The sequence below is a fragment of the Haloarchaeobius litoreus genome (assembly GCF_024495425.1).
GTDB classification, from domain to species: domain Archaea; phylum Halobacteriota; class Halobacteria; order Halobacteriales; family Natrialbaceae; genus Haloarchaeobius; species Haloarchaeobius litoreus.
In genome coordinates this window covers 361,728-382,159 of record NZ_JANHJR010000001.1, presented here as the reverse complement: position 1 = coordinate 382,159, position 20,432 = coordinate 361,728, and the positions used below count along the sequence as shown (strand labels likewise).

Annotated in this window: 15 protein-coding genes; 5 read left to right on the top strand and 10 right to left on the bottom strand. The window is 65.5% G+C overall.

Annotation, left to right across the window (positions count from 1 at the left end; genetic code table 11):
- Positions 1-2: 2 nt before the first annotated feature.
- From NOW55_RS01990 to glpK, 7 genes are all read right to left on the bottom strand, one after another.
- Entirely contained in the window at positions 3-866 is an 864-nt protein-coding gene (locus NOW55_RS01990) for an ABC transporter permease (protein WP_256398378.1), read from the bottom strand.
- A gap of 1 nt (position 867) precedes the next feature.
- Positions 868-1,776 carry an ABC transporter permease gene (locus NOW55_RS01985; protein ID WP_256398377.1) on the bottom strand — a complete coding sequence of 303 codons (909 nt, stop codon included), beginning with the start codon at positions 1,774-1,776 and terminating at the stop codon, positions 868-870.
- Complete coding sequence (locus NOW55_RS01980; protein ID WP_256398376.1) at positions 1,773-2,882, bottom strand: ABC transporter ATP-binding protein; 1,110 nt, start codon at positions 2,880-2,882, stop codon at positions 1,773-1,775. Before NOW55_RS01980 ends, NOW55_RS01985 begins: the two co-directional genes overlap by 4 nt.
- A gap of 30 nt (positions 2,883-2,912) precedes the next feature.
- Positions 2,913-4,043 (bottom strand): ABC transporter substrate-binding protein, encoded by a 1,131-nt coding sequence (locus NOW55_RS01975; RefSeq protein ID WP_256398375.1) that lies wholly within the window; start codon positions 4,041-4,043, stop codon positions 2,913-2,915.
- A gap of 151 nt (positions 4,044-4,194) precedes the next feature.
- On the bottom strand, positions 4,195-5,373 hold the full coding sequence (locus NOW55_RS01970) for a Cdc6/Cdc18 family protein (RefSeq protein ID WP_256398374.1): 1,179 nt from the start codon (positions 5,371-5,373) through the stop codon (positions 4,195-4,197).
- A 113-nt stretch (positions 5,374-5,486) separates the two neighbouring features.
- Positions 5,487-6,596 carry a DUF7973 family transport facilitator gene (locus NOW55_RS01965; RefSeq protein WP_256398373.1) on the bottom strand — a complete coding sequence of 370 codons (1,110 nt, stop codon included), beginning with the start codon at positions 6,594-6,596 and terminating at the stop codon, positions 5,487-5,489.
- Between the two features lie 2 nt (positions 6,597-6,598).
- Positions 6,599-8,140 carry a glycerol kinase GlpK gene (glpK, locus tag NOW55_RS01960; protein WP_256398372.1) on the bottom strand — a complete coding sequence of 514 codons (1,542 nt, stop codon included), beginning with the start codon at positions 8,138-8,140 and terminating at the stop codon, positions 6,599-6,601.
- 250 nt (positions 8,141-8,390) lie between these two features.
- On the opposite strand from glpK, the gene glpA reads away from it, so the two are divergent.
- The 4 genes from glpA (at position 8,391) to NOW55_RS01940 (ending at position 14,983) form a co-directional block, all read left to right on the top strand.
- Complete coding sequence (gene glpA / locus NOW55_RS01955) at positions 8,391-10,085, top strand: anaerobic glycerol-3-phosphate dehydrogenase subunit GlpA (protein ID WP_256398371.1); 1,695 nt, start codon at positions 8,391-8,393, stop codon at positions 10,083-10,085.
- The gene (glpB, locus tag NOW55_RS01950; RefSeq protein ID WP_256398370.1) at positions 10,072-11,364 is read left to right on the top strand and encodes a glycerol-3-phosphate dehydrogenase subunit GlpB; all 1,293 of its coding nucleotides are present in this window, start codon (positions 10,072-10,074) and stop codon (positions 11,362-11,364) included. The genes glpA and glpB overlap by 14 nt, the downstream gene beginning before the upstream one ends.
- Positions 11,361-12,653 carry an anaerobic glycerol-3-phosphate dehydrogenase subunit C gene (locus NOW55_RS01945; RefSeq protein ID WP_256398369.1) on the top strand — a complete coding sequence of 431 codons (1,293 nt, stop codon included), beginning with the start codon at positions 11,361-11,363 and terminating at the stop codon, positions 12,651-12,653. The genes glpB and NOW55_RS01945 overlap by 4 nt, the downstream gene beginning before the upstream one ends.
- A 335-nt stretch (positions 12,654-12,988) precedes the next feature.
- Entirely contained in the window at positions 12,989-14,983 is a 1,995-nt protein-coding gene (locus NOW55_RS01940; protein ID WP_256398368.1) for a hypothetical protein, read from the top strand.
- A gap of 24 nt (positions 14,984-15,007) precedes the next feature.
- Here the strand turns inward: NOW55_RS01940 and NOW55_RS01935 are convergent, their stop codons facing one another.
- From NOW55_RS01935 to NOW55_RS01925, 3 genes are all read right to left on the bottom strand, one after another.
- Complete coding sequence (locus tag NOW55_RS01935; protein WP_256398367.1) at positions 15,008-15,145, bottom strand: DUF7503 family protein; 138 nt, start codon at positions 15,143-15,145, stop codon at positions 15,008-15,010.
- Between the two features lie 240 nt (positions 15,146-15,385).
- Entirely contained in the window at positions 15,386-16,312 is a 927-nt protein-coding gene (locus NOW55_RS01930; protein ID WP_256398366.1) for a DUF368 domain-containing protein, read from the bottom strand.
- 49 nt (positions 16,313-16,361) lie between these two features.
- Complete coding sequence (locus NOW55_RS01925; protein ID WP_256398365.1) at positions 16,362-19,337, bottom strand: STT3 domain-containing protein; 2,976 nt, start codon at positions 19,335-19,337, stop codon at positions 16,362-16,364.
- Positions 19,338-19,446: 109 nt separating this feature from the next.
- On the opposite strand from NOW55_RS01925, the gene aglG reads away from it, so the two are divergent.
- The gene (gene aglG, locus NOW55_RS01920; RefSeq protein WP_256398364.1) at positions 19,447-20,391 is read left to right on the top strand and encodes a glucosyl-dolichyl phosphate glucuronosyltransferase; all 945 of its coding nucleotides are present in this window, start codon (positions 19,447-19,449) and stop codon (positions 20,389-20,391) included.
- Positions 20,392-20,432: the final 41 nt, after the last annotated feature.

The following is a 20,432-nucleotide window of genomic DNA, read 5'->3' as shown; positions in this document are numbered from 1 at the left end:
GCTCAGTTCTGCAGCAGGTACCGCCGAATCCCGAGGACGACCAGCGGGATGGCGATGGTGATGACGAGCATCACCGTCGCGAGCGCGTCGATCTGCGGGCTGATGCTCGTCCGGAGCATCGAGAAGATGACGACCGGGACGGTCGTCGTCGTCCGTTTCACCCAGAACTGCGTCGCCGTGAACTCGCCGAACGAGATGACGAAGACGATGACCATCGCGGTGAGGATGGACGGCGAGATGAGCGGGAATGTGACCTCGCGGAACGTCGTCACCGGGTTGGCACCGAGGGTCTTCGCGGCCTCCTCCAGGGTCTCGTCGAACAGGTAGAGCTGGCTGCGGATGATGAGGAACGCGTAGGGCAGTCCCAGCAGCGTGTGCATCACGATGAGCCAGGCGATCGACCGCTCGAGACCGATCTGGCCGAAGAAGATGGTCGAGGCGACGCCGACGATGATGGGCGGGATGAGCAGCGGCGACAGCATGACGATGACGAGGGCGTCCTGCGCGGGGAAGTCGTTGCGGACGAACCCCATCGCCGTGAGCGTCCCGACGAGACCGGCCCCGAGCGCGGCGGCGACCCCGACCTGGAAGCTGTTCCAGAGCGCACGCAGCATCCGGGTGTCCGCGAGCAGCGCCTCGTACCACTTGAGGCTGAGCGACGACGGCGGGAAGTTGCCGAGCCGCGACGGGTTGAACGAGTTGATGACGATGACCGCCAGCGGCAGCAGCATCAGCACGTAGACGAAAACCGTCACCGCGCGGATGAGGTTCCACTTGGTCCGCGTCGAGACGGTGATTCCGAAGTAGCCCCGTTCGGCGTCGACGTCCGTCTCGCCCTGCGTGACGGCTTCGGTGTCCGTCGCCACGTCAGGCCACCCCCGTCTCCAGCGCCTCTTCGAGGTCGACGCGTCGCGTGAACAGGTACAGCAGGACGCCGATGATGCCGAAGTAGATGAGCGACAGTGCGGCGGCGAACGGCCAGTTGAAGTCGAGGATGAACACCGTCTCGATGACCGGCGCGATCATCCGCGTGCTGGGGCCGCCCAGGAGCGTCGGCGCGAGGAACGCGCCCGCAGAGATGATGAACACGAACAGTATCCCCGAGACGATGCCGGGAAGCGACTGCGGGAGCGTGATCTCGCGGAACGCACGGAAGTCCGTCGCCCCGAGCGTCTTCGCGGCGTGTATCTGGTCCTCCTCGATGGTACTGACGGAGACGTAGACGGGCAGTATCATGAACGGCAGCAGGCTCACGGTCAGCCCGAGGATCATGCTGTAGTCCGTGTACATGATGTCGAGCGGCGACCCGATGACGCCGATGTCGAGGAGGAGCTGGTTCAGGACGCCGTTGTTCGAGAGGACGATGATCCACGCGTACGTCCTGATGATGAAGGGCACCCAGTACTGGAGGACGACGAGGCCGAGCAGCACCCACTTCCAGTCGGTCTTCGACCGGCCGAGGAAGTAGCCGACGGTGTAGCCCAGCGGGAGCGCCAGGAGCGTCACGACGACGCCGTAGACGAGCGACTCGAAGATGATGTTCTTGTAGACGTCGGCCTCCCAGAACCGCTCGTAGTTCGCGAGCGTGAACTCGTAGATGACGTTCCCGAAGTCGCCCGGGACGGAGAAGCTGATGACGACGATGACGGTCATCGGGAGGAACAGGAACAGGAGGACCCAGCCGATCCCCAGCCCCGGGGCGAGCAGGAGTCTGACCAGGTCGCTCTCCATCACGCGGTCTCGCACCCGCCCGAAGCGTGCGCGCTCCGTGCTCATGGCTCGCCCTGCTCGGCGACGGGTGCGTCCCCGGCCGGCAGACACGTGACGTTCTCGGGCTCGATGTGCATCGACACGGTGTCACCGAGTTCGTGGAAGGTCTCCTCGCTGTGGTCGGCGATGTGGCTCACCTGGAGCGTCTGGTCCAGCTCGGGCACGCGGATGAAGTAGTTGATGTCGCGGCCCCGGTAGTCGACGGACTCGACGGTTCCCTGGATGACGTTGCTCGTCGGTTCGGTGCCGTCGACGAGCTTCAGCTTCTCGTCGCGGAGGAACAGGGAGACCGTGTCCCCGGCGGCGAGTGTCTCGTCGGCGGGGACCTCCAGTTCGATGCCGTCCGCGAGTTCGGCCACGGCGCGTCCGTTCTCCCGGCGGTACGTCCCGACGACCTCCGTCGACCGGCCGAGGAAGTCCGCGACGAACCGCGTCTCCGGCTCCCGATAGACGGTTTCGGGGGCGTCGAACTGCTCCAGTCGGCCGTCGTTCATCACGGCGATCTTGTCGCCGAGCGACAGCGCCTCGTTCTGGTTGTGCGTGACGTAGACCGTCGTGACGCCCGTCTCCTCCTGGATGCGCCGCAGCTCGCTCCGGATGCTCGTCCGGAGGTTCTTGTCGAGGTTCGACAGCGGCTCGTCCATCAGGACGAGGTCCGGGTCGAACGCGATGGCACGCGCGACCGCGATGCGCTGTTGCTCACCGCCGCTGCACTCCTCCGGGTACTTCTCCTCGTAGCCCTCCAGGTTCACCATCCGGAGCATCTCCTCGACGCGCTCGCGCTGTTCGGCCTCGGGGGCGTTGCGCATCTTCAGGCCGAACGCGACGTTCTCGAACACGGTCTTGTGCGGGAACAGCGCGTAGTCCTGGAACACCAGCCCGATGTTGCGTCGGTACGGCGGCAGGTCCGTGATGTCCTCGCCTTCGAGCCGTATCTCGCCGTCTGTCAGCGTCTCCAGCCCCGTGATCGACCGGAGGATCGTCGACTTCCCACAGCCCGACGGGCCGACGATGGTCACGAACTGTCCCTCCTCGATGTCCAGCGACACGTCGTCCACCGCGACGAGGTCGCCGAACTCCTTCCGTATCTCGTCTAGCTCCAGAAATGCCATGTCGTGTCACCCTCTGATTTCGGGGTCGGCTCAGTTCCCACGCACTTCTTCCCACCGCTGGGACCACTCGTCGTTGTGCTCGTTGATGTACTCCACGTCGGGGAACTTCAGCCCCTCGCCGCCGGACGGGTCGTAGTCGTAGAGACCCGTGATGGTGTCGGAGGTGACGCTGGTCGACGGCGGCAGTCCGAGCTTCTCGACGACCGGCTGGAGGATCTCGTCCCGCAGGAGGAAGTTGATGAACTCCAGGCACGCCTCACGGCGGTCGTCCTCGATTCCCTGGACGAGCGCGTGGTTCTGCGTGTAGCCGTACGCCCCCTCGTCGGGGATGACGTAGCTGAGGTGGTCGTTCCCGTCCTGCACCGCCCCGTAGATGACGTTCCCCCAGGCCTCGCCGACCCAGGCGTCGGTCGACGTGAACAGCCGTCCCAGCTCGTCGCCGCTCGTCCAGTTCGTGACGACCAGCTCCTGCTGTTCGTCGACGCGCTGCCAGATCTGTTCGATGGCCTCCTCGTAGGAGCTCTCAGCCCCGATGTTGTTGGGGTCCATCCCCATCTCGAGGGCGGTCGTGAACACGCGGATGAAGCCGAACCCCTCCGGGGCGACGTGGCCCGCGTACGCCTCGTCCCACATCGCGCTCCACGACGTCGGGTCGTCGAGCTCCTCGTTGTTGTACGCCATCCCGACGGTACCGTAGGCGTGCGGGACGCCGTGGATCTGCTCGCCCGGGTCGAAGATCGGGTTCTTCAGCGGGTCGAGCACGTTGCTCTCGTAGTTCGGTATCTCGGACGGGTCGATCGGCTCCCAGACCTCGTCCATGGTCCCGTTGTAGAGCGTGAACGGCGGGACACTCGCCATGTCGACCTCGGCCTGGCCCGCCTTGATCTGTGCGTACCCGCTCTGCTGGCTGCTCCGGAGGGCGACATTCACGGTCGTCCCGAACTCCTCCTCGAACGGTTCGAACGCCTCCGACTCCAGCGCGTCCAGCATGGTCCCGCCCTCCATCTGGAGGACGATCTCGTCCGCGCCACCGCCGCCTCCCCCACCGAACGCGTTGATGCAGCCGGCCAGCGATGCGGTTCCCGCACCGGCGACGAACCCGAGCAGCTGCCGCCGACTTGTCGTGCCGCGACTGGACCCACCATTGTTCACGTGTGACATGGGAAGTCAATACGTATCCCTCGGTATAACCATGTGACCTCTCATGAGAGGGGGTCCCGCTCGGCACCTACAGACGCATAAATAGTGTCCCGCCGTCGCCGTCGAACTCAGTCCCGTCGACGCGGGACGCGAGGTCGGAGCTCCCCCGAGCTCACTCGTGCTGCAGGTCGTACAGCCGGCTGAACACGAGCGTCGGGAACCGCGGTTCGAGCCGGCTCGGCGGGCGGCCCGCGCTGTCGACCTTGCGTTCCGCCGTCACGCGCTCCGTGATACCCTCCTCGGCCAGCTCGTACAGGTACCGCTTGACCGTCGACGGCGAGAGCTCGATACCCGGTGCCGCCGCGACGGACTCGGCCGCCTCCCCGACCGACGTCGTCTCAGCCTCTGGCAGGTCGACCAGCGTCCGCAGCACCAGCTGGCGGTTCTCGGGCAGCGTCAGCACCCGGCCGAGCGCGACCGTCGGCCGCGGGACGGCGTCGAGTCCGGCCTCGAGGTCGCGCTCGTGGATGCGCCCGTGCCCCTCGCTCGTCGCGACCTCCGCCGCGCCGAACAGCGCGGTGAGCGCGTCGTGAGCGTCGCCCTCCGCCCACTCCGCGATGCGTCTGATCTGTTCGTGGTCGAACGCCTGCCGAGCGAGCCCGTCCGAGGCCCTGCCCGTCAGCAGGTCGACGAGCGCGTGCTGCTGGTACGGGGGCACGTGGATATGCTCCGGCGGCAACAGCTCGCTCGAGAGCTCCTCGGGCGACGTTCGTCCGACCGCGATCCAGCTGAGCCGGTCGTCCATCCCGTCGAAGGCGCCGTGGAGCGTCGAGAGCCCGAACGTGTCGAGTTCGTCGACGTGGTCGACGGCCACGACCGCCCGGTCCGTCCCCGACAGGCGCTCCATCAGCCGCGAGCGCAGCGAGTCCGTCCGCACGCCCTGTTTCGGCACCTGCTCGTCGACGAGTCCGTCGAGCACGGTGTGGTACAGTGCGAACTCGCTGTCGTCGACCCGTGCGTCGACGTAGACGAACTCCGGCGCGGGCGTCGAGCGGGCACGCGTCGTGGTGTGGATGACGCTCCCGGTCCTGGTCAGCATCCGGTCGAGGTGGTTGAACAGGGCGGTGACGACGGCCGACTTGCCGACGCCCCCGTCCCCCCAGACGTAGGCTGTCGGCGGCAGCGACCGCTCGAAGATCGGGTCGAGGTGGTCGAGCAGCTGCTCGAGGACCGGTCCCCGACCCGACGGCTCTTCGACGTGGACGACCGGCGACAGGGCGTCGTAGTCCTGTACGATGCGGGGCTCGCCGCTGCGCCGTTGTCGTCGTCTGATTCGTGCTTCGATGTCCATGCGTTGGGTCGATTCGGTAGTCGTAGCTCAATCCGTCCCGACGCTAAAATCCCTCGGCGACACGCCGGGGACCCTGTCGACGGGGACGTGGCCCCGTCTGGGCGTCTCCCGGCTCAGAGGTAGCCTGCGTTCGGCAGCACGGCGACGATCTCGAGGATGGCGACGCCGACCATCGCGATGGCGATGGCCATCGCGGGCGGGTCGACGTGGGTCCCGGAGTGCGCGTAGAAGATGCGCTGGGTGACCTCGCCGAGCAGGCCGCTGACCGCGCCGAACACGCCCGCGGCCAGCAACGCGACGACCGGGCTGAAGTTCGGCAGGAAGACGACCGCTCCGACCGCACCGATGAGCGTGATGTGGTGCGTGACCGGGATCTTCTCGACGCCCAGGTTCAGGAACAGCAGGCTGATCGCCGAGATGGCGTAGCCGAGGAAGATGCTCCCGGTGAGGATGTAGATGTACCCACCCAGGATGCCCCCGACGATGCCGATGGCGGTGACGCCCGACCACTTGTACTGGTGCGGGAGCCACGGCTCGGTCGCCAGACGGCCCTCGTGCTCCATGGGAACCTCGACGTCCTCACCGCCGTCGGTGGCGGTGCGGGGCTCCTCGCGCTCGAACGGCGACATGTCGAGGATGCTCGAGCCGGCCGACTTCCCCACGAGGGGGTAGCCGAAGACGGCCCGTGCAACGAACGCGCTCACGACGACCGTCAGCGCGATGGAGTCCGTGACACCCGTGCCGTCGATGACGAGGAGCGCGCCGGTGAACTGGTTGAACACCGCGCCGAAGACGCCGAAGATGGCACCGACCGCGAGGATGTCCGGCTTCGTGCCGAAGGCGTACAGGATGTTCTTCCCGAAGTGGTAGTCCCAGCCGTCGGGTTCCATCTCGGGGTACTTCTTCCCCGCGTACGCCGAGGCGGCCACACCGCCGGCGAAGGCGATGTGCGGGCCGGTGACCGCACCGAACCCGATGATGCCCGAGAGGCCACCGACGAGTTCACCCTGCCCGACCGCGAGTGCTTCGCCACCGAGCTCCCGGTTGAGGATCGCGATGCCCTCGCCGAGGAAGACGACGAAGCCCGTGAAGATGAACGCCGGGAGTGCGCCGATGGCGGCCCCGAACGCCCCACCGGCCGCGGCCGCGATGAGCAGCAGGACGAACGTCTCGACCGTGAGCCCGATGACCGGAACCGTCGTCTGGATTGCGACGCCGAACATCGTCAGTCACCCCCGTCCTGCGCCCAGTTGAGACTGCGCTCGACGGCGTCGCCCCAGCGGTCGTACTTCGCGTCGAGGTCCGCCTGGTCGCCCTCGGGGTCGAACGCGCGGTCGACCTGCCAGTTCTCGCGGAGCTCGTCGACGGTCTCCCAGTAGTCGACCGCCAGCCCGGCGGCGTACGCCGCACCCAGTGCCGTGGTCTCGTCGACCTCGGGCCGGACGATGTCCGTGCCGAGGATGTCCGCCTGGAGCTGGCAGAGGAAGTTGTTCTTCACCGCGCCGCCGTCGACGCGGAGCCGACCCATGTCGATGCCGGAGTCGGCCTCCATCGCCTCGGCCACGTCGCGGGTCTGGTACGCGATGGATTCGAGCGTCGCGCGGACGATGTGCTCGCGCTTGGTGCCCCGCGTCATCCCGACGATGGTACCACGTGCGCGGCCGTCCCAGTGCGGCGCACCGAGCCCCGTGAAGGCCGGCACCATGTAGACGCCGTCCGTGGAGTCGACGCTCCGGGCGAGCTCGGCCGTCTGGACCGGGTCGTCGATGAGCTTGACGTCCTCCAGCCACTCGATGGCCGCGCCGGTGATGAAGATGGCACCCTCCAGCGCGTACTGGACGGGCTCACCGGAGCGCTGGAAGCCGACGGTCGTCAGCAGGCCGTGGTCGCTCTCGACGGCCTCCTCGCCGGTGTTCATCAGGAAGAACGAGCCCGTGCCGTAGGTGTTCTTCGCGTCCCCCTCGTCGAAGCAGGTCTGGCCGAACAGCGCGGCCTGCTGGTCGCCGAGCGCGCCAGCCACGGGCACCTCCGCGCCGAGGAAGCCCTCGGCGTCGGTCGTGCCGTAGGTCTCGTCGTCGCTCGACGGCCGGACCTCGGGCAGCAGTTCCTCGGGCACGTCGAACTCGTCGAGGAGTTCGTCGTCCCACTCCATCTCCCGGATGTCGTACAGCATCGTCCGGGAGGCGTTCGTGACGTCGGTGATGTGGTTCCCGGTCAGCTTGTAGATGAGCCAGCTGTCGATGGTCCCCATCAGGAGCTCGCCGCTCTCTGCGCGGTCCCGTAGATCCTGGGGGACCGTGCGCTCCAGCTTCATGGGGTCCGCGTTGTCGAGCAGCCACTCGACCTTCGTCGCGGAGAAGTAGGCGTCGGCCTCGAGGCCGGTCTTCTCCCGGATCCACTCCACCTTGTCCTCGGCTTCGAGCTCCTCCACGCGGTCGGTCGTCCGGCGGTCCTGCCAGACGAGGGCGTTGTGGACCGGTCGGCCGGTCGCCGAGTCCCAGAGCAGCGTCGTCTCGCGCTGGTTCGTGATGCCCAGCGCGGCGAGCTGCTCCGGGTCGAGGTCGGCCTGGTCGAGTGCGGTCTCGACGACCGACTTCGTGTTCTCCCAGATCTCCATCGGGTCGTGCTCGACCCAGCCGGGCTTCGGGTATATCTGTTCGTGCTTCTCGTACGCGTTGGCGACGACCTGTCCCGCGTGGTCGAACACCATGAAGCGTGTGCCTGTCGTCCCCTGGTCTATCGCGCCGACGTATTGCTTACCTGCCATAGGTTCCTCCGTGTCCGCGAGCCTATTTTTACTGTTGGCCCGCAACCAGTAGTAAACACTATAGTAAACCCTGATAAAACTTGTGCGTGATGTTCACTATCAGAACAGTCTTACGGCCGCTAGCGCCATAATCACGCGAATGCGTTTGGAATCTCCGGAATTTTCTCCCCCCACGAAGGTGTGAGTTACTGCTGCTAGGGGCCGTAAGGTAAACAATCAAGTACTCGCAGTCCCCAGTGTCGATAACCGGATGGCAACGACTACCGAAGTACTCGTCATCGGCGGCGGGTCAACGGGCACGGGCATCGCACGCGACCTCGCCATGCGCGGGGTCGACGTGACGCTCGTCGAGCAGGGCAACCTGACACACGGCACCACCGGGCGCATGCACGGGTTGCTCCACAGCGGCGGCCGCTACGCCGTCGCCGACCAGGCGAGCGCGACCGAGTGCATCGAGGAGAACCGCGTCCTGCGCGACATCGCCGGCCACTGCGTCGAGATGACCGGTGGGCTGTTCGTCAAGCGCCCGGAGGATACGGACGAATACTTCGAGGAGAAGCTGCAGGGCTGTCGGGAGTGCGGCATCCCGGCCGAGGTCCTCTCCGCCGAGGAGGCCCGCGAGGTCGAACCCTATCTCGCGAAGGACATCGACAGGGCCATCGAGGTCCCCGACGGGGCGGTCGACCCGTTCCGGCTGGTCGTCGCGAACGCCGTCTCCGCGGAGGACCACGGTGCGCGCATCGAGACCCACGCCGAGGTCGTCGACCTGCTCACCGACGGCGACGAGGTCACGGGCGTCCGCGTGAAACACGATTCCGGCCCGGGCAAGCGCGAGCACGGACTCCCGGGCGAGACCGAGGAGATCCACGCCGAGCACGTCGTCAACGCGACCGGCGCGTGGTCCGGCCAGCTCGGCGAGATGGCCGGCGTCGACGTCGAGGTCCGGCCCTCGAAGGGCGTCATGGTCGTCATGAACGTCCGGCAGGTCGACACCGTCGTCAACCGGTGCAAGCCGAAGGGCGATGCCGACATCGTCGTCCCACACGAAACCACGGCCATCCTCGGCACCACCGACGAGGAGGTCGACGACCCCGAGGACTACCCCGAGGAGGGCTGGGAGGTCGACCACATGATAGACGAGCTCTCGAAGCTCGTCCCTATCCTCTCCGACGCGCGGACCATCCGCTCGTTCTGGGGCGTCCGACCGCTGTACGAGCCGCCGGACACCGGGACGACGGACCCGACGGACATCACGCGGGACTTCTTCCTGCTCGACCACGCCGACCGCGACGGCGTCGACGGCCTGACGACGGTCGTCGGCGGGAAGTTCACCACCTACCGGCTGATGGCCGAGAAGGTGACCGACCACGTCTGCGACCACCTCGGCGTCCGCGCGTCGTGTGTGACGGCCGACGAACCGCTGCCGGGCAGCGAGAACCTCGACCGGCTCGACTCGGCGATGGACGACTACGGCCTCCGCTCGCCGGTCGCCCGCCGGAGCAAGCAGCGCCTCGGCTCGTACGCGCCGGACGTGCTCGGCACCGACGAGCCGAACCCCGTCCTCTGCGAGTGCGAGGCCGTCACCCGCGCCGAGGTCCAGCACGCCATCGGCCAGGCCGGCACCGACCTCAACGCGGTCCGGCTCCGCACCAGGGCCTCGATGGGCAACTGCCAGGGCGGCTTCTGCTGTCACCGGCTCGCCAACGAGCTCCACCCCGAGTACGACGCCGAGACCGCCGAGAGCTCGCTCGACGAACTGTGGCAGGAGCGCTGGAAGGGCCACCGCCACGCGCTCTGGGGCGAGCAGCTCTCGCAGGCGATGCTGAACCACACGCTGCACGCGACGACCTGGAACCGCGACGGCGACGACGCGGACGTCGACTGGGACGCCTTCGCCACGCCGACACGGACCGCAACCGACGGAGGGAGCCATGATCGCGACTGAGGTGCTCGTCGTCGGTGGCGGGCTCGCCGGCTCGGTCGCCGCGCTGTCGGCCGCCCGCGAGGGCGCGCAGGTCACGCTCGTCTCGAAGGCAGAGAGCACGCTGAAGCAGGCGTCCGGACTGGTCGACGTGCTCGGCCGGGTCGACGGCGAGCTCGTCGCGGACCCCTTCGACGCCATCCAGGGGCTCCCCGACGACCACCCCTACTCGGTCGTCGGCGTGGACGCGCTCCACGGGGGACTCGCCCTGTTCGACGACGTGACCGGCGACCGGTACCGCGGGGGAGACCGGAACGCGCTCGTCCCGACCACGCAGGGCACGGTCAAACCGACGCTCCGGTACCCCGGGAGCGTCGCACCCGGCATCGCGGGCGACGGCCGGGAGACGCTGCTGGTCGGTATCTCGACCGACCCAGACTTCGACGCCAAGCGCGCGGCGGAGAGCCTCGACGCGACGGTCCCGGGCGACGTGCGCGGCGTCACCGTCCGGTTCCCCCGGCTCCGCGACGACGCCAAGCGGACCAGACACGCGAAGCTGCTCACGGAGAGCGAGGAGTTCCGCGCGAAACTCGTCGAGAAGATCGCCCCGCGGGTCGACGGTGCGGACCGCGTCGGCTTCCCCGCGGTGTTCGGCGAGGACCCCGCGTTCGTCAGGGACGAGCTGGAGGCGCGCTTCGACGCGGCCGGCGCACCGGTGTCGGTGTTCGAGGTGCCGACCGGACCGCCGAGCATCCCCGGCAGCCGACTCCGCGACCTGCTCCGGAACGAGCTGGAGGATGCGGGCGTCGAGCTCGTGACGGGTGTCCCGGTGGTCGACTTCGAGGCCGAACCGGGGGACACCGACGCGGGTGACGCGGCGGACGACGCCGACCGCGTCGCGTCCGTCGTCGTCGACCGCAACGGCGCACGCGTGCCGTACGCACCCGAGCAGGTCGTGCTCGCGACCGGCGGGCTCGTCGGCGAAGGTATCGACTCCGAGCGCGACCGCGTGTACGAACCCATCTTCGACCTCCACGTGCCCCACCCCGACGACCGGTACGACTGGTCCGCGGAGGGCGCGTTCGGCGACCACGCGTTCGCCCGGTTCGGCGTGCGCATCGACGCCGAGGGGCGACCGCTCGGCGAGAACGAGGCGGTCGCGTACGAGAACCTCCGCGCCGCGGGGGCGGTCGTCGGCGGCGCGGACACGGCGATGCAGAAGGCGGCGAGCGGCGTCTCGCTGGCGACGGGCTGGCGCGCAGGGACACGGGCGGCGGCCGAGAGCGGAGTGAACAACGCATGAGTACGGACAACGAGGACGACTTCGAACCGATACAGGTGTTCCCCGAGGGCGACGCGGACCTGCGTCCCGGGGCGGACAGTTGCTACAAGTGCTCGACGTGCGACTCGTCGTGCCCGGTCGCCGAGGTGGACGACGAGTTCCCCGGGCCGAAGTTCCAGGGGCCCGAGCAGTGGCGGCTCACGCGCAAGGGAGACCAGGAGATCGACGACTCCATCATGAAGTGCTCGAACTGCATGCGCTGTGACGGCGCGTGCCCCTCCGACGTGCCCCTGAGCCAGATGCACAACACGGCCCGCGCGAAGTACGTCGAGGAGTCGATGAGCAAGCTCTCGGTGGAGTACTGGCGCAACCGGCTGCTCGCGAACTACGGGACGATGGCCCGCTTCGGCTCGATGTTCCCGCGACTCACCAACGCGGTCATGGGTAACTCGCTCGTCCAGACCATCAACGACCGGTTCCTCGGCATCACCAGCGAGCGCGAGTTCCCCGCGTTCGCCACGGAGACCTTCCGCGAGTGGTGGGCGGACCGCGGCGGTGCGGCCGTCGAGAGCGAGGACAGGCGCGTCGCCTACTTCCACGGCGACTACGCGAACTACAACACCCCAGAGGTCGGCAAGGCGATGGTCCGCGTCTTCGAGCACTTCGGCTACGAGGTCGCGGTGCCGGAACAGCGCTGCTCGGGAACGCCGATGTTCGCCAACGGGATGCTCGACGACGCCCGACGCGCCGCGCGGTTCAACGTCGAGACGTTCGCCGACCTCGTCGATGACGGCTACGACATCGTCTGCTCCTGTACCTCCTGCTCGATGGCCCTCCGCCAGGAGTACCCCGAACTGTTCGACTTCGACGACACCGAGCGCGTCTCCGCACACACCTACGACGCCGTCGAGTACCTCCGCATCCACGAGGACCTCGACGGCGCGCTCGCGGCCGTCGACGACGTCGACGCACCCGACTTCGCCTACCACGCTCCCTGTCACGCTCGCAACCAGGGCCTCGACGGACAGACGACCGCGGTGCTCTCCAACCTCGGCGACGTCGAGACCCAGGACGTCGGCGAGTCCTGCTCGGGCATCTCCGGCACCTACGGCTGGAAGTCCGAGAACTACGAGACCTCCATGGCCATCGGCGAGGAGATGTTCGAGCACATGGCCGACGCCGAACCGGAGACGGGGCTGACCGAGTGTCCGACTTGCGCGATGCAGATGGAACACGGAAGCGACTACCCCGTCAAGCACACCCTGCAGGTCATCGAGGCAGCACTCACCGACCGGTCACTCCCGGTCTGACCGGCGGGCCTCCCCCGGTAACGCACCATTACTGATTTTCAGTTGATACAACCACCAGCAGGAAATTTAAGTAGCACGACGGGTATCTACACCTAACGACATCGGCGGTACCTCCGGCACGACCCGATCCGGACGGAACGTTCACGTCCGGCTGAAACCTCCCCCTACTCCCTGCAGAGACGGCAAGACAGGGTGGTGGCGCAGTCGGCCACGAACCGCTCACCGCACGACCGTCGAGGCATCGTCGGAACATCATGAAGGTCAGTTACAAGGAAACGGACGACCCATGCGGCGTCGCCATCACGGACCAGATCAAACAGCGACGCCTCCAGGTCGTGACCGACGAGCCGGTTTCGCCGACCCCGACCGACCCCGAATCCTTCGAGTTCCCCGTCGACAAGGCGTTCACCATTGAGGTGAACGAGTTGTCGATTCAACGCTCTGAAGGAGTGTACTTGCGAAGTTCGAACGGCGAGAGTGACGGGCCGGTCGGAGCGAACACCGACGGTAGTTACGGGCTCGACATGTACAGTCTGGAAATCTCCGCGCCCGTGAAGCTGTACTGGCGCTTCCACGCTGCCCCGGAGATCAGGAAGGGCGTCGACTCGTTGAAGGTCAGTTTTCACACGACGACGACCGTCGATTTCGGGGTCAGAACGTATCACAAGCACCCCGCCGGGACGATTCAGACAACTGAGTGCCCGGAGGATATGATGGCAGCCGTCAGTACCCTGTCGTCGGCACTCAAGACGACCTCGAGTGAACGTTCCTATCCGACCCTCCGTGGCCATCCTCCACTCATCGAACTTGGTGAGACACTCGACATCCCGGACGGATTCTCGAAACCGGAGACGGACATCGATATCGCCATCCCCTCTGAGCTCCGGTACATCTATTCCGCGGCCCCGCTCGCGTTCTATCTCGGTGCAGAGCTCGTTCCCGGTTCGGAACCCAAGATAACGACGAACGGGTTCGAGTACGAGTTCTCGCCGGGAGAGCAGTTCGAGGACGACGTTGCAACAGTTCTCAAGCACGTGTTCCTTCTCGACTGCGTCGTCAGAACGGAAGGGATCCACCACGTGGACCTGTACGAACGGCACGCCATCGAGTCGAAGCTTCCCTTCGACATCTCGGAGATGTACGAGCGACCCCTCTCCGAACAGCTCGCGTCGTATCTCTCCGTCCCGTTCGACCTCGTTGAGCCACACATTCCTCGATGGTGCCTGACGGCACACGTCCCGTCAGAACCGAATCACGTAGAGGCTATTCCTCACATCGTCAACGATCTCGGCGTAATCCGGGAGCCCCGCGGAATCGAGCGCCAGATCTCGAGGACCACCACGACGACCGCCCCGGAGACGAGATTACGCCGGTCGTACGCCAGAAATTCGGCATCCAACGAGGTTGCGATGACGCTCGTCGAGCCAGCGGTCAACGAGGAGTCAATCGAGCATGCCTGGTTCGGGGACCGGCTACCGATGAGTGCATCCAAGGCCTCGGTCGATTCGTTCACGCATCAGCTGGGACAGGGCCGACGGAGCGACTCGATCAACATCACTGTCGTCTGCAACGACCCACGGATGCTTGACGAGCAGGTCTCGCTTGACGATGTCTACGGTGAACGTGAGGACTTGCCGTACAACGTCGATTCGTACTTCGGCATTCCCCGAGAGCAACTCGGCGAGTTGCTGACGGACGGCAGCTGTGATTTCCTTCACTACATCGGTCACGCGACGCCGACTGGACTCCGATGTACCGACGGCGAACTCGATATCCGCGATCTGGATTCCGTCGGTGTGAACGTGTTCCTGCTCAACGCCTGCCGCTCGTTCGAGCAGGCCGAGGCGTTGATCAAGAAGGGCTCGTTCGGTGGTGTCGCGACACTCGGAGACGTCGTGAACGAGCACGCTGTCGAGATCGGCCACGCCGTGGCCCACCTCCTGAACCTCGGTTTCCCGCTCCGTGCGGCGGTCGAACTCGTCCACGAACACACCCGAATCGGTGAGCAGTACCTCGTCGTCGGTGACGGCTCTGTCGACGTCGTTCAGTCGGAGGGAGGCCCACCGATCGTGTGCCACGTCGAGAAACTCGGTAGTGACTCGTACGAGTTGACGATACAGACGTACCCGACCAAGGAACTCCAGCTCGGTTCGTTGACCATGCCGACGCTCAATGCTGTGGACGAGTACTATCTGCTCCCGGGGAAGATGCGAACGTTCCAGCTCAGCGAGCACGAGCTATTCGAGTATCTGATGTGGACGGTCTCCCCAGTCGAGTTCGACGGTCAACTCCACTGGAACAACACTATCGGTACCGTGGACTTCCAGTAACCAGTCGTCGCGAGAACAGCTGCTTTACGGGCCGGGGTTCGCAGTCGCACCGGTCGCAGCGACAGGTGCCGCCTGCATGAGCAGCAGGCCGATCATGAACAGGACGCCAATCATACGCGGGTGCTCGGACAGCCAGTCGGACATGGTGCCTTTCTTCGACATTGTACTTGCATGGTGCGCGGGCACACACATCAAATTATCTTAATATTACTTATAAAATTTCACGGTTTATTACCCAATCGGTAAAAGAATGTATTGTTCTGAAATTAATAACGATACATCTCGCCAGTAGTGCCGCACAATGGACGACTGTCGGCCAGAAAGTACAAGTATAGCTGCACGACTGGTCAGTTCGAATATCGTGCAGTAATCACCAATCGGCCCAGCGACTGAAGACCGGTACTAATAGTCGATTTCTCCCGTTACGGAGTCGACACCCAGTACGAGGCTACCGCCGACCAGCGCGAATACGACGATCCCCGCGACCTCGGTCGTGGAGCCGAGCTGTGCCTCGGCCGCGATGGTCGAAAGCGGCTTCACGAGGCCGCCGACCATCAGGCTCACCAGGAACGTGAGCGTCCCCGCACGGAACTCTCGAAACGCCCACTTCACCACCCGCGCCATCGTCAGGAGTCCGAGCAGCGCGCCGGTACAGAAGGTGACGACGACGGTGAACGGCTCCGTGAGGGAGGCGAGGTCGCCCCCATCCACGAGGGCGATGACGCCGTCGACGAACGCCGTGAGGTTCGTGATCATGAACTCGTACTGGTTGAGCACGTAGAGGAGGAACGAGCCCGAGACACCAGGGAGTATCATCGCACACACGGCGATGGCGCCAGCGACGAAGACGACGGGGTACGAGCTTCCGATCGCGCTCTCAGGCAGGCTCGACAGGCCGGCCGCAAGTACGATACCGAATAGCGCGACGGCCAGCCGCTTCGACGTCCCCACGTCGACCTCGGAGTAGAGGACGATGGCCGAGGCACCGATGAGACCGAAGAAGAAGGCAGCGGTGAACGCCGGGAACTGCTCCAGGGTGTGTTCGAGGACGCGAGAGAGCGTGAGCACCGCGGAGGCGATACCGAGGCCCAGGACCAGCAGGAACACGCCGTCGGCTTGCACGAACAGGTCACGGAGGTCGGTCCGCCCCTCGGCCGTATGGAACGACAGCACGAGCCGGGCGTCCGACGGTCCGACGGCCGTGATCGCGTTGATCAGCCGTTCGTAGATGCCGGTGATGAGGGCGATTGTCCCGCCTGAGACCCCGGGTACGGTGTCTGCCGCACCCATGAGGAACCCCTTCAGGTAGACGGAGAGTGACGAACGCATCGACGGTCAGTACCAACCGTGGCCGGGAAAACAGTTCGCTTTCGACTCGTTACGCCAGCGGCGCGTGATGACGGACGGGGAGGAGCGCGCCGTCGGTCCGCTCCAGGTCGTCGGCGGACTCTTCGGACTCGTCGCTCGACGACGTCGAGGCGTTCCCGTCGAACGTGACCTCGATGGGCGAGCTGTCCTCGCTGACGACCGCCGTCTCGGGGACGGACACCCGCGCGGACTCGTTTCCGTAGGTGATCTCGTAGTCACCGGTCGCCTCGACGGCGACGTCGGTGGCCCCGTCCTCGGGCCCGAGCTCGTCGTTCGTCGCGTACGGGACCGTGACCTCGAAGTTGCCCTCCGAGTCGGTCTGAACCGTCTGCGTGTAGTTGAACGTCCGGTTCAGGGTGTCCGAGGTGAGCTCGACGCGTGCGGTGACGTTCGTCGGACTGCTCACGTCGGCCTGACCGCTGAGCGTCGCACCGGGGACCCGTTCGTAGGTCTTCACGGTGGACTCGGCCTCGGTGTTGTACGTCTCGTACTGCGGCTGCATCTGGTACTGGAAGTACTGCTGAATCGGGAGCGGCTGGTTGACGAACCGCGTCGGCTGCAGCGTTCCCGATTCGTTTATCGCGATGGAGGTGAACACACGCTGGTTCGTCGCCTCGTGGACCAGCCGGTAGTGCTCCATCCCCTCGGCGTCGTCGAAGTAGAGCCGCGAGAGCATCGTGTTCTCGTACGACTCAGAGCGGGTCGGCAGTGCGGCCTGCTGGCCACCGACGGTCACGTTCTCACGCTGGTTGTAATAGGAGCTCGGACCCGGACCGGTCCAGGTCGCGATGGCACCGAACTTGCCGCCGGCCATCTGATAGTCGATGACGACGTACTGCGTGTCCTCGTGGGCCTCCTGTTCGGTCTGCTCGTCGATGAGGCTCCGGAGCTCTTCGTTACTGAGGTTGTAGATAGCGCCGTCAGCATCGTCCCTGTTCGGGAGCGCCTCGAGCAGGAGATTCGCACGCGTTTCGTCCTGGGCCTGGAGGTAGGCGGAGGCAATTTCGGCGTTCCCCTGGAACGGATTCGCCACCGGGACGCGTTCGCTCTTGGTTGTGATCCAGTGGCCGTAGTCCCACCACGACATCACGCCGTACGCTCCCTCGGGATACTCGAAGTCGTCCTGGTCCGGGTAGCGGTCGTAGTAGCCCAGGTCGTTGTCTGCATCACCGTACTGTCCAGGCTGGGGCGTGTTCTGCTGCATCCACTCCGTACTCTCGTTCCAGATGAGCACCGAACCGGGCGAGAGGCCCTGTGCCTGCTGGTCGACGGTCGTCGAGGTCATGTTCGTGCCCGGAACCAACGGGACGAGCACGAGCATCAGCACCGCAACGATGGCGATGACCTGGTAGGGTTCGATGTCGAACGCCTCGTCGGTGATGTTTTTGAATCCGATAAACGAGACGATACGGCCCAGGAACCAGCCGTTCAGCGCCGCGATGGGGACGACGAGATAGTAGTTGAAGCGGACCTGCGTCAGCGCCATCAGGAACGCGAAGACAGTCCAGACGGCGACGAGCAGGTACTCGGCGCGGTACTCCTCACCGAGATACAGGTAGGAAAGGAGCCAGACGAGCGCGACGAGGGCCAGGATGTAGCTCAGTCCGTACTGCGAGCCGAAGAACTGCGTCGCGGTCTGGAAGAACGGGTCGCCCGCCCCGACGACGGACTGCGCCTCACCGATAGTCAGAATGTTGTCGCTGACGCTCAGAGCCACCGTCTGCTTGAGGCTGGAGATCAGCCGGTTGTACACCGGCGGTACGAGGAATCGAGCGCCGGCGAGGCCGAGTACCAGTAGCGAGCCGACCGCGAGCGGGAAGTGGACGCGGCGTTCGTCCTCGTGGACGTAGTAGGACCCGAACGCGAGCGATCCCGCGATGAGGAAGATGATCGCGAACGGATACGGGAGGAACGTGAACCCGAAGAGAGGCGCCAGCACGAGCGCGAGGAACAGCACCGCGCTCAGCGGGAGAACGACAGTGCGGATCGTCTGGACATCGAGCCCGTTCCAGACGCGTGCGAGGTAGGCGATGAACGCAGAGCCGGCAGCGAGTCCGAGCGAGATACCGACCTGCAGCGGCGAGAGAGAGGTCACGCCAAGAGTAAACTGGTCGATGCTCAAGAGCACCAGCACCGCACTCACGACACCGATGACGACGCCTGTGTAGGCGAGGTGGTCCGGTGACCGACCGGCCTGATACTCGACGACGAGGGCGATGGTGTAGAAGACGCCGAGGATACCGACGATGACGACTGCGGGCGGCCATACCCACATGTAGAGACCGATCGCGAGGCCGGCGAGTCCGGCCCACTTGGTCGGCTCGCGGAGGGCGGCCCAGTCCCGGTCGAGCAGCAGTTCGAAGACGGGCTTCTCGCGCTCTGCCGATCGAAGAGCAATCATCACAGCGAGCACCCCGAAGGCTTGGAAGAGAACCTCGGCGACGTGGTGGTCGGAGAACCCGGCCGTACTGCGCCGGAGGAAGACCCCTGGGAGGAGTGCGAGAACCAGCGCAGCCGCGACACCACCCGACCGGCCACCGAGTCGCTTCCCGATGAAGTAGGTGGGGACGGCGACGACGGCGCCGAAGACGGCGGGGGCGACAAGCAGCGTCATGCCGATAGTCTGTTGGGACGGGTCACCGAGCCCGACGATGAGAGCGCCAGTCGCGACGATCTGATCGAAAAGCGTGCCGAACTGGTCCGCTCTGGTGCCTGTCGGGTACTGGGTATAGACGTCGTAGGGCATCGTCCACGGCCAGTTGCGGACGGTCCACGACACCTGCCGGTAGTGGTACCAGGCGTCGTTGCCGGCGAAGAACACCTGCCCGTTCCGCGTGAACTTATCGAGCGGTTGGAGCCTGACCCAGAGCATGAACAGCATTATCAGCCCCACGCCCGGCACGTGATACCAGCGTTCGAAGGCTTCGAGGAGGGACTCCGAGGTCGTTTCCTCGGTTTCGGTCTCCTCTCCGGTCGACGTACTCATTGTACGGGAAAAGTCTGAAGCCACGAATAAGCCTTGTGTAATCGTTTCGGAGAGTCGGGAAAAGCGCGATGCAAAACGCTTATTCGCGCTTCGGGGGTGAATCCGAACGATGAACGTCTCCGTCGTCATCTGTACGTACCCGACGGACCGCTACGAGGTCTTCTCGGAAGCCATCGAAAGTGTTCTAAATCAGACATACGACGACATCGAGATCGTCCTCGTCATCGACGGAAACGAAGAGGTGCACAAGCGGACCGTCGCCGACTTCGGCGACGAGGAGACCGTCCGCATCCACTGCAACGACGAGAACCGCGGCATCTCCTATTCGCGGACGAAAGGTGCCAAGCTCGCGACGGGCGACATCGTCGCGATGATCGACGACGACGCCGCCGCGGAACCCGACTGGATCGAGACCCTCGTTCGTACGTACGAAGAAACCGACGCCGTCGCCGTCGGCGGGCAGGTCCTCCCGGACTGGCAGGTCGCAAAGCCCGACTTCTTCCCCGACGAGTTCTACTGGCTCGTCGGCTGCGACGAGAAGGGCTTCGGCGAGCACATGGAAGAGCTGCGCAACACGTACGGCTCGAACATCTCGTTCCGACGCGAGGTCCTGCTGAACGTCGGCGGCTACGATGAGAACACCGGTCGCAAGGGCGACAAACATATCCAGGCGCACGAGTCGACGGTGGGCGCACGCATCCGTCGCGAGTACGGGCGTGGAGTAATCTATAATACCGACGCGAAGGTCCACCACAAGCTGTTCGAGTACCGCGGCGACTTCCGGTGGCTCGCCAGCCGCTCGTTCTGGCAGGGCTACTCGAAGCGCATCATGGACCACATCATCCCCGAAGCGTCGGGCGACAAGAACGAGTACCTCGCGGACCTGCTGACGAAGCACGTCCCCGAACGGCTCGTCTCGCTCGTCAGGGAACCCGAGCTGGCGAAGGTGAAACAGCTCGTCGCGCTGTTCGTCTTCACCGCGATGGTCGGGTTCGGCTACGTCTACGCGATTCTCAAACCGAACCTGCTAGACGACTACGAGAGTGAGCGATAGCAGCGCCGACGAGTTCGTCGCCTCGCGGCAGTAGAGTTTCG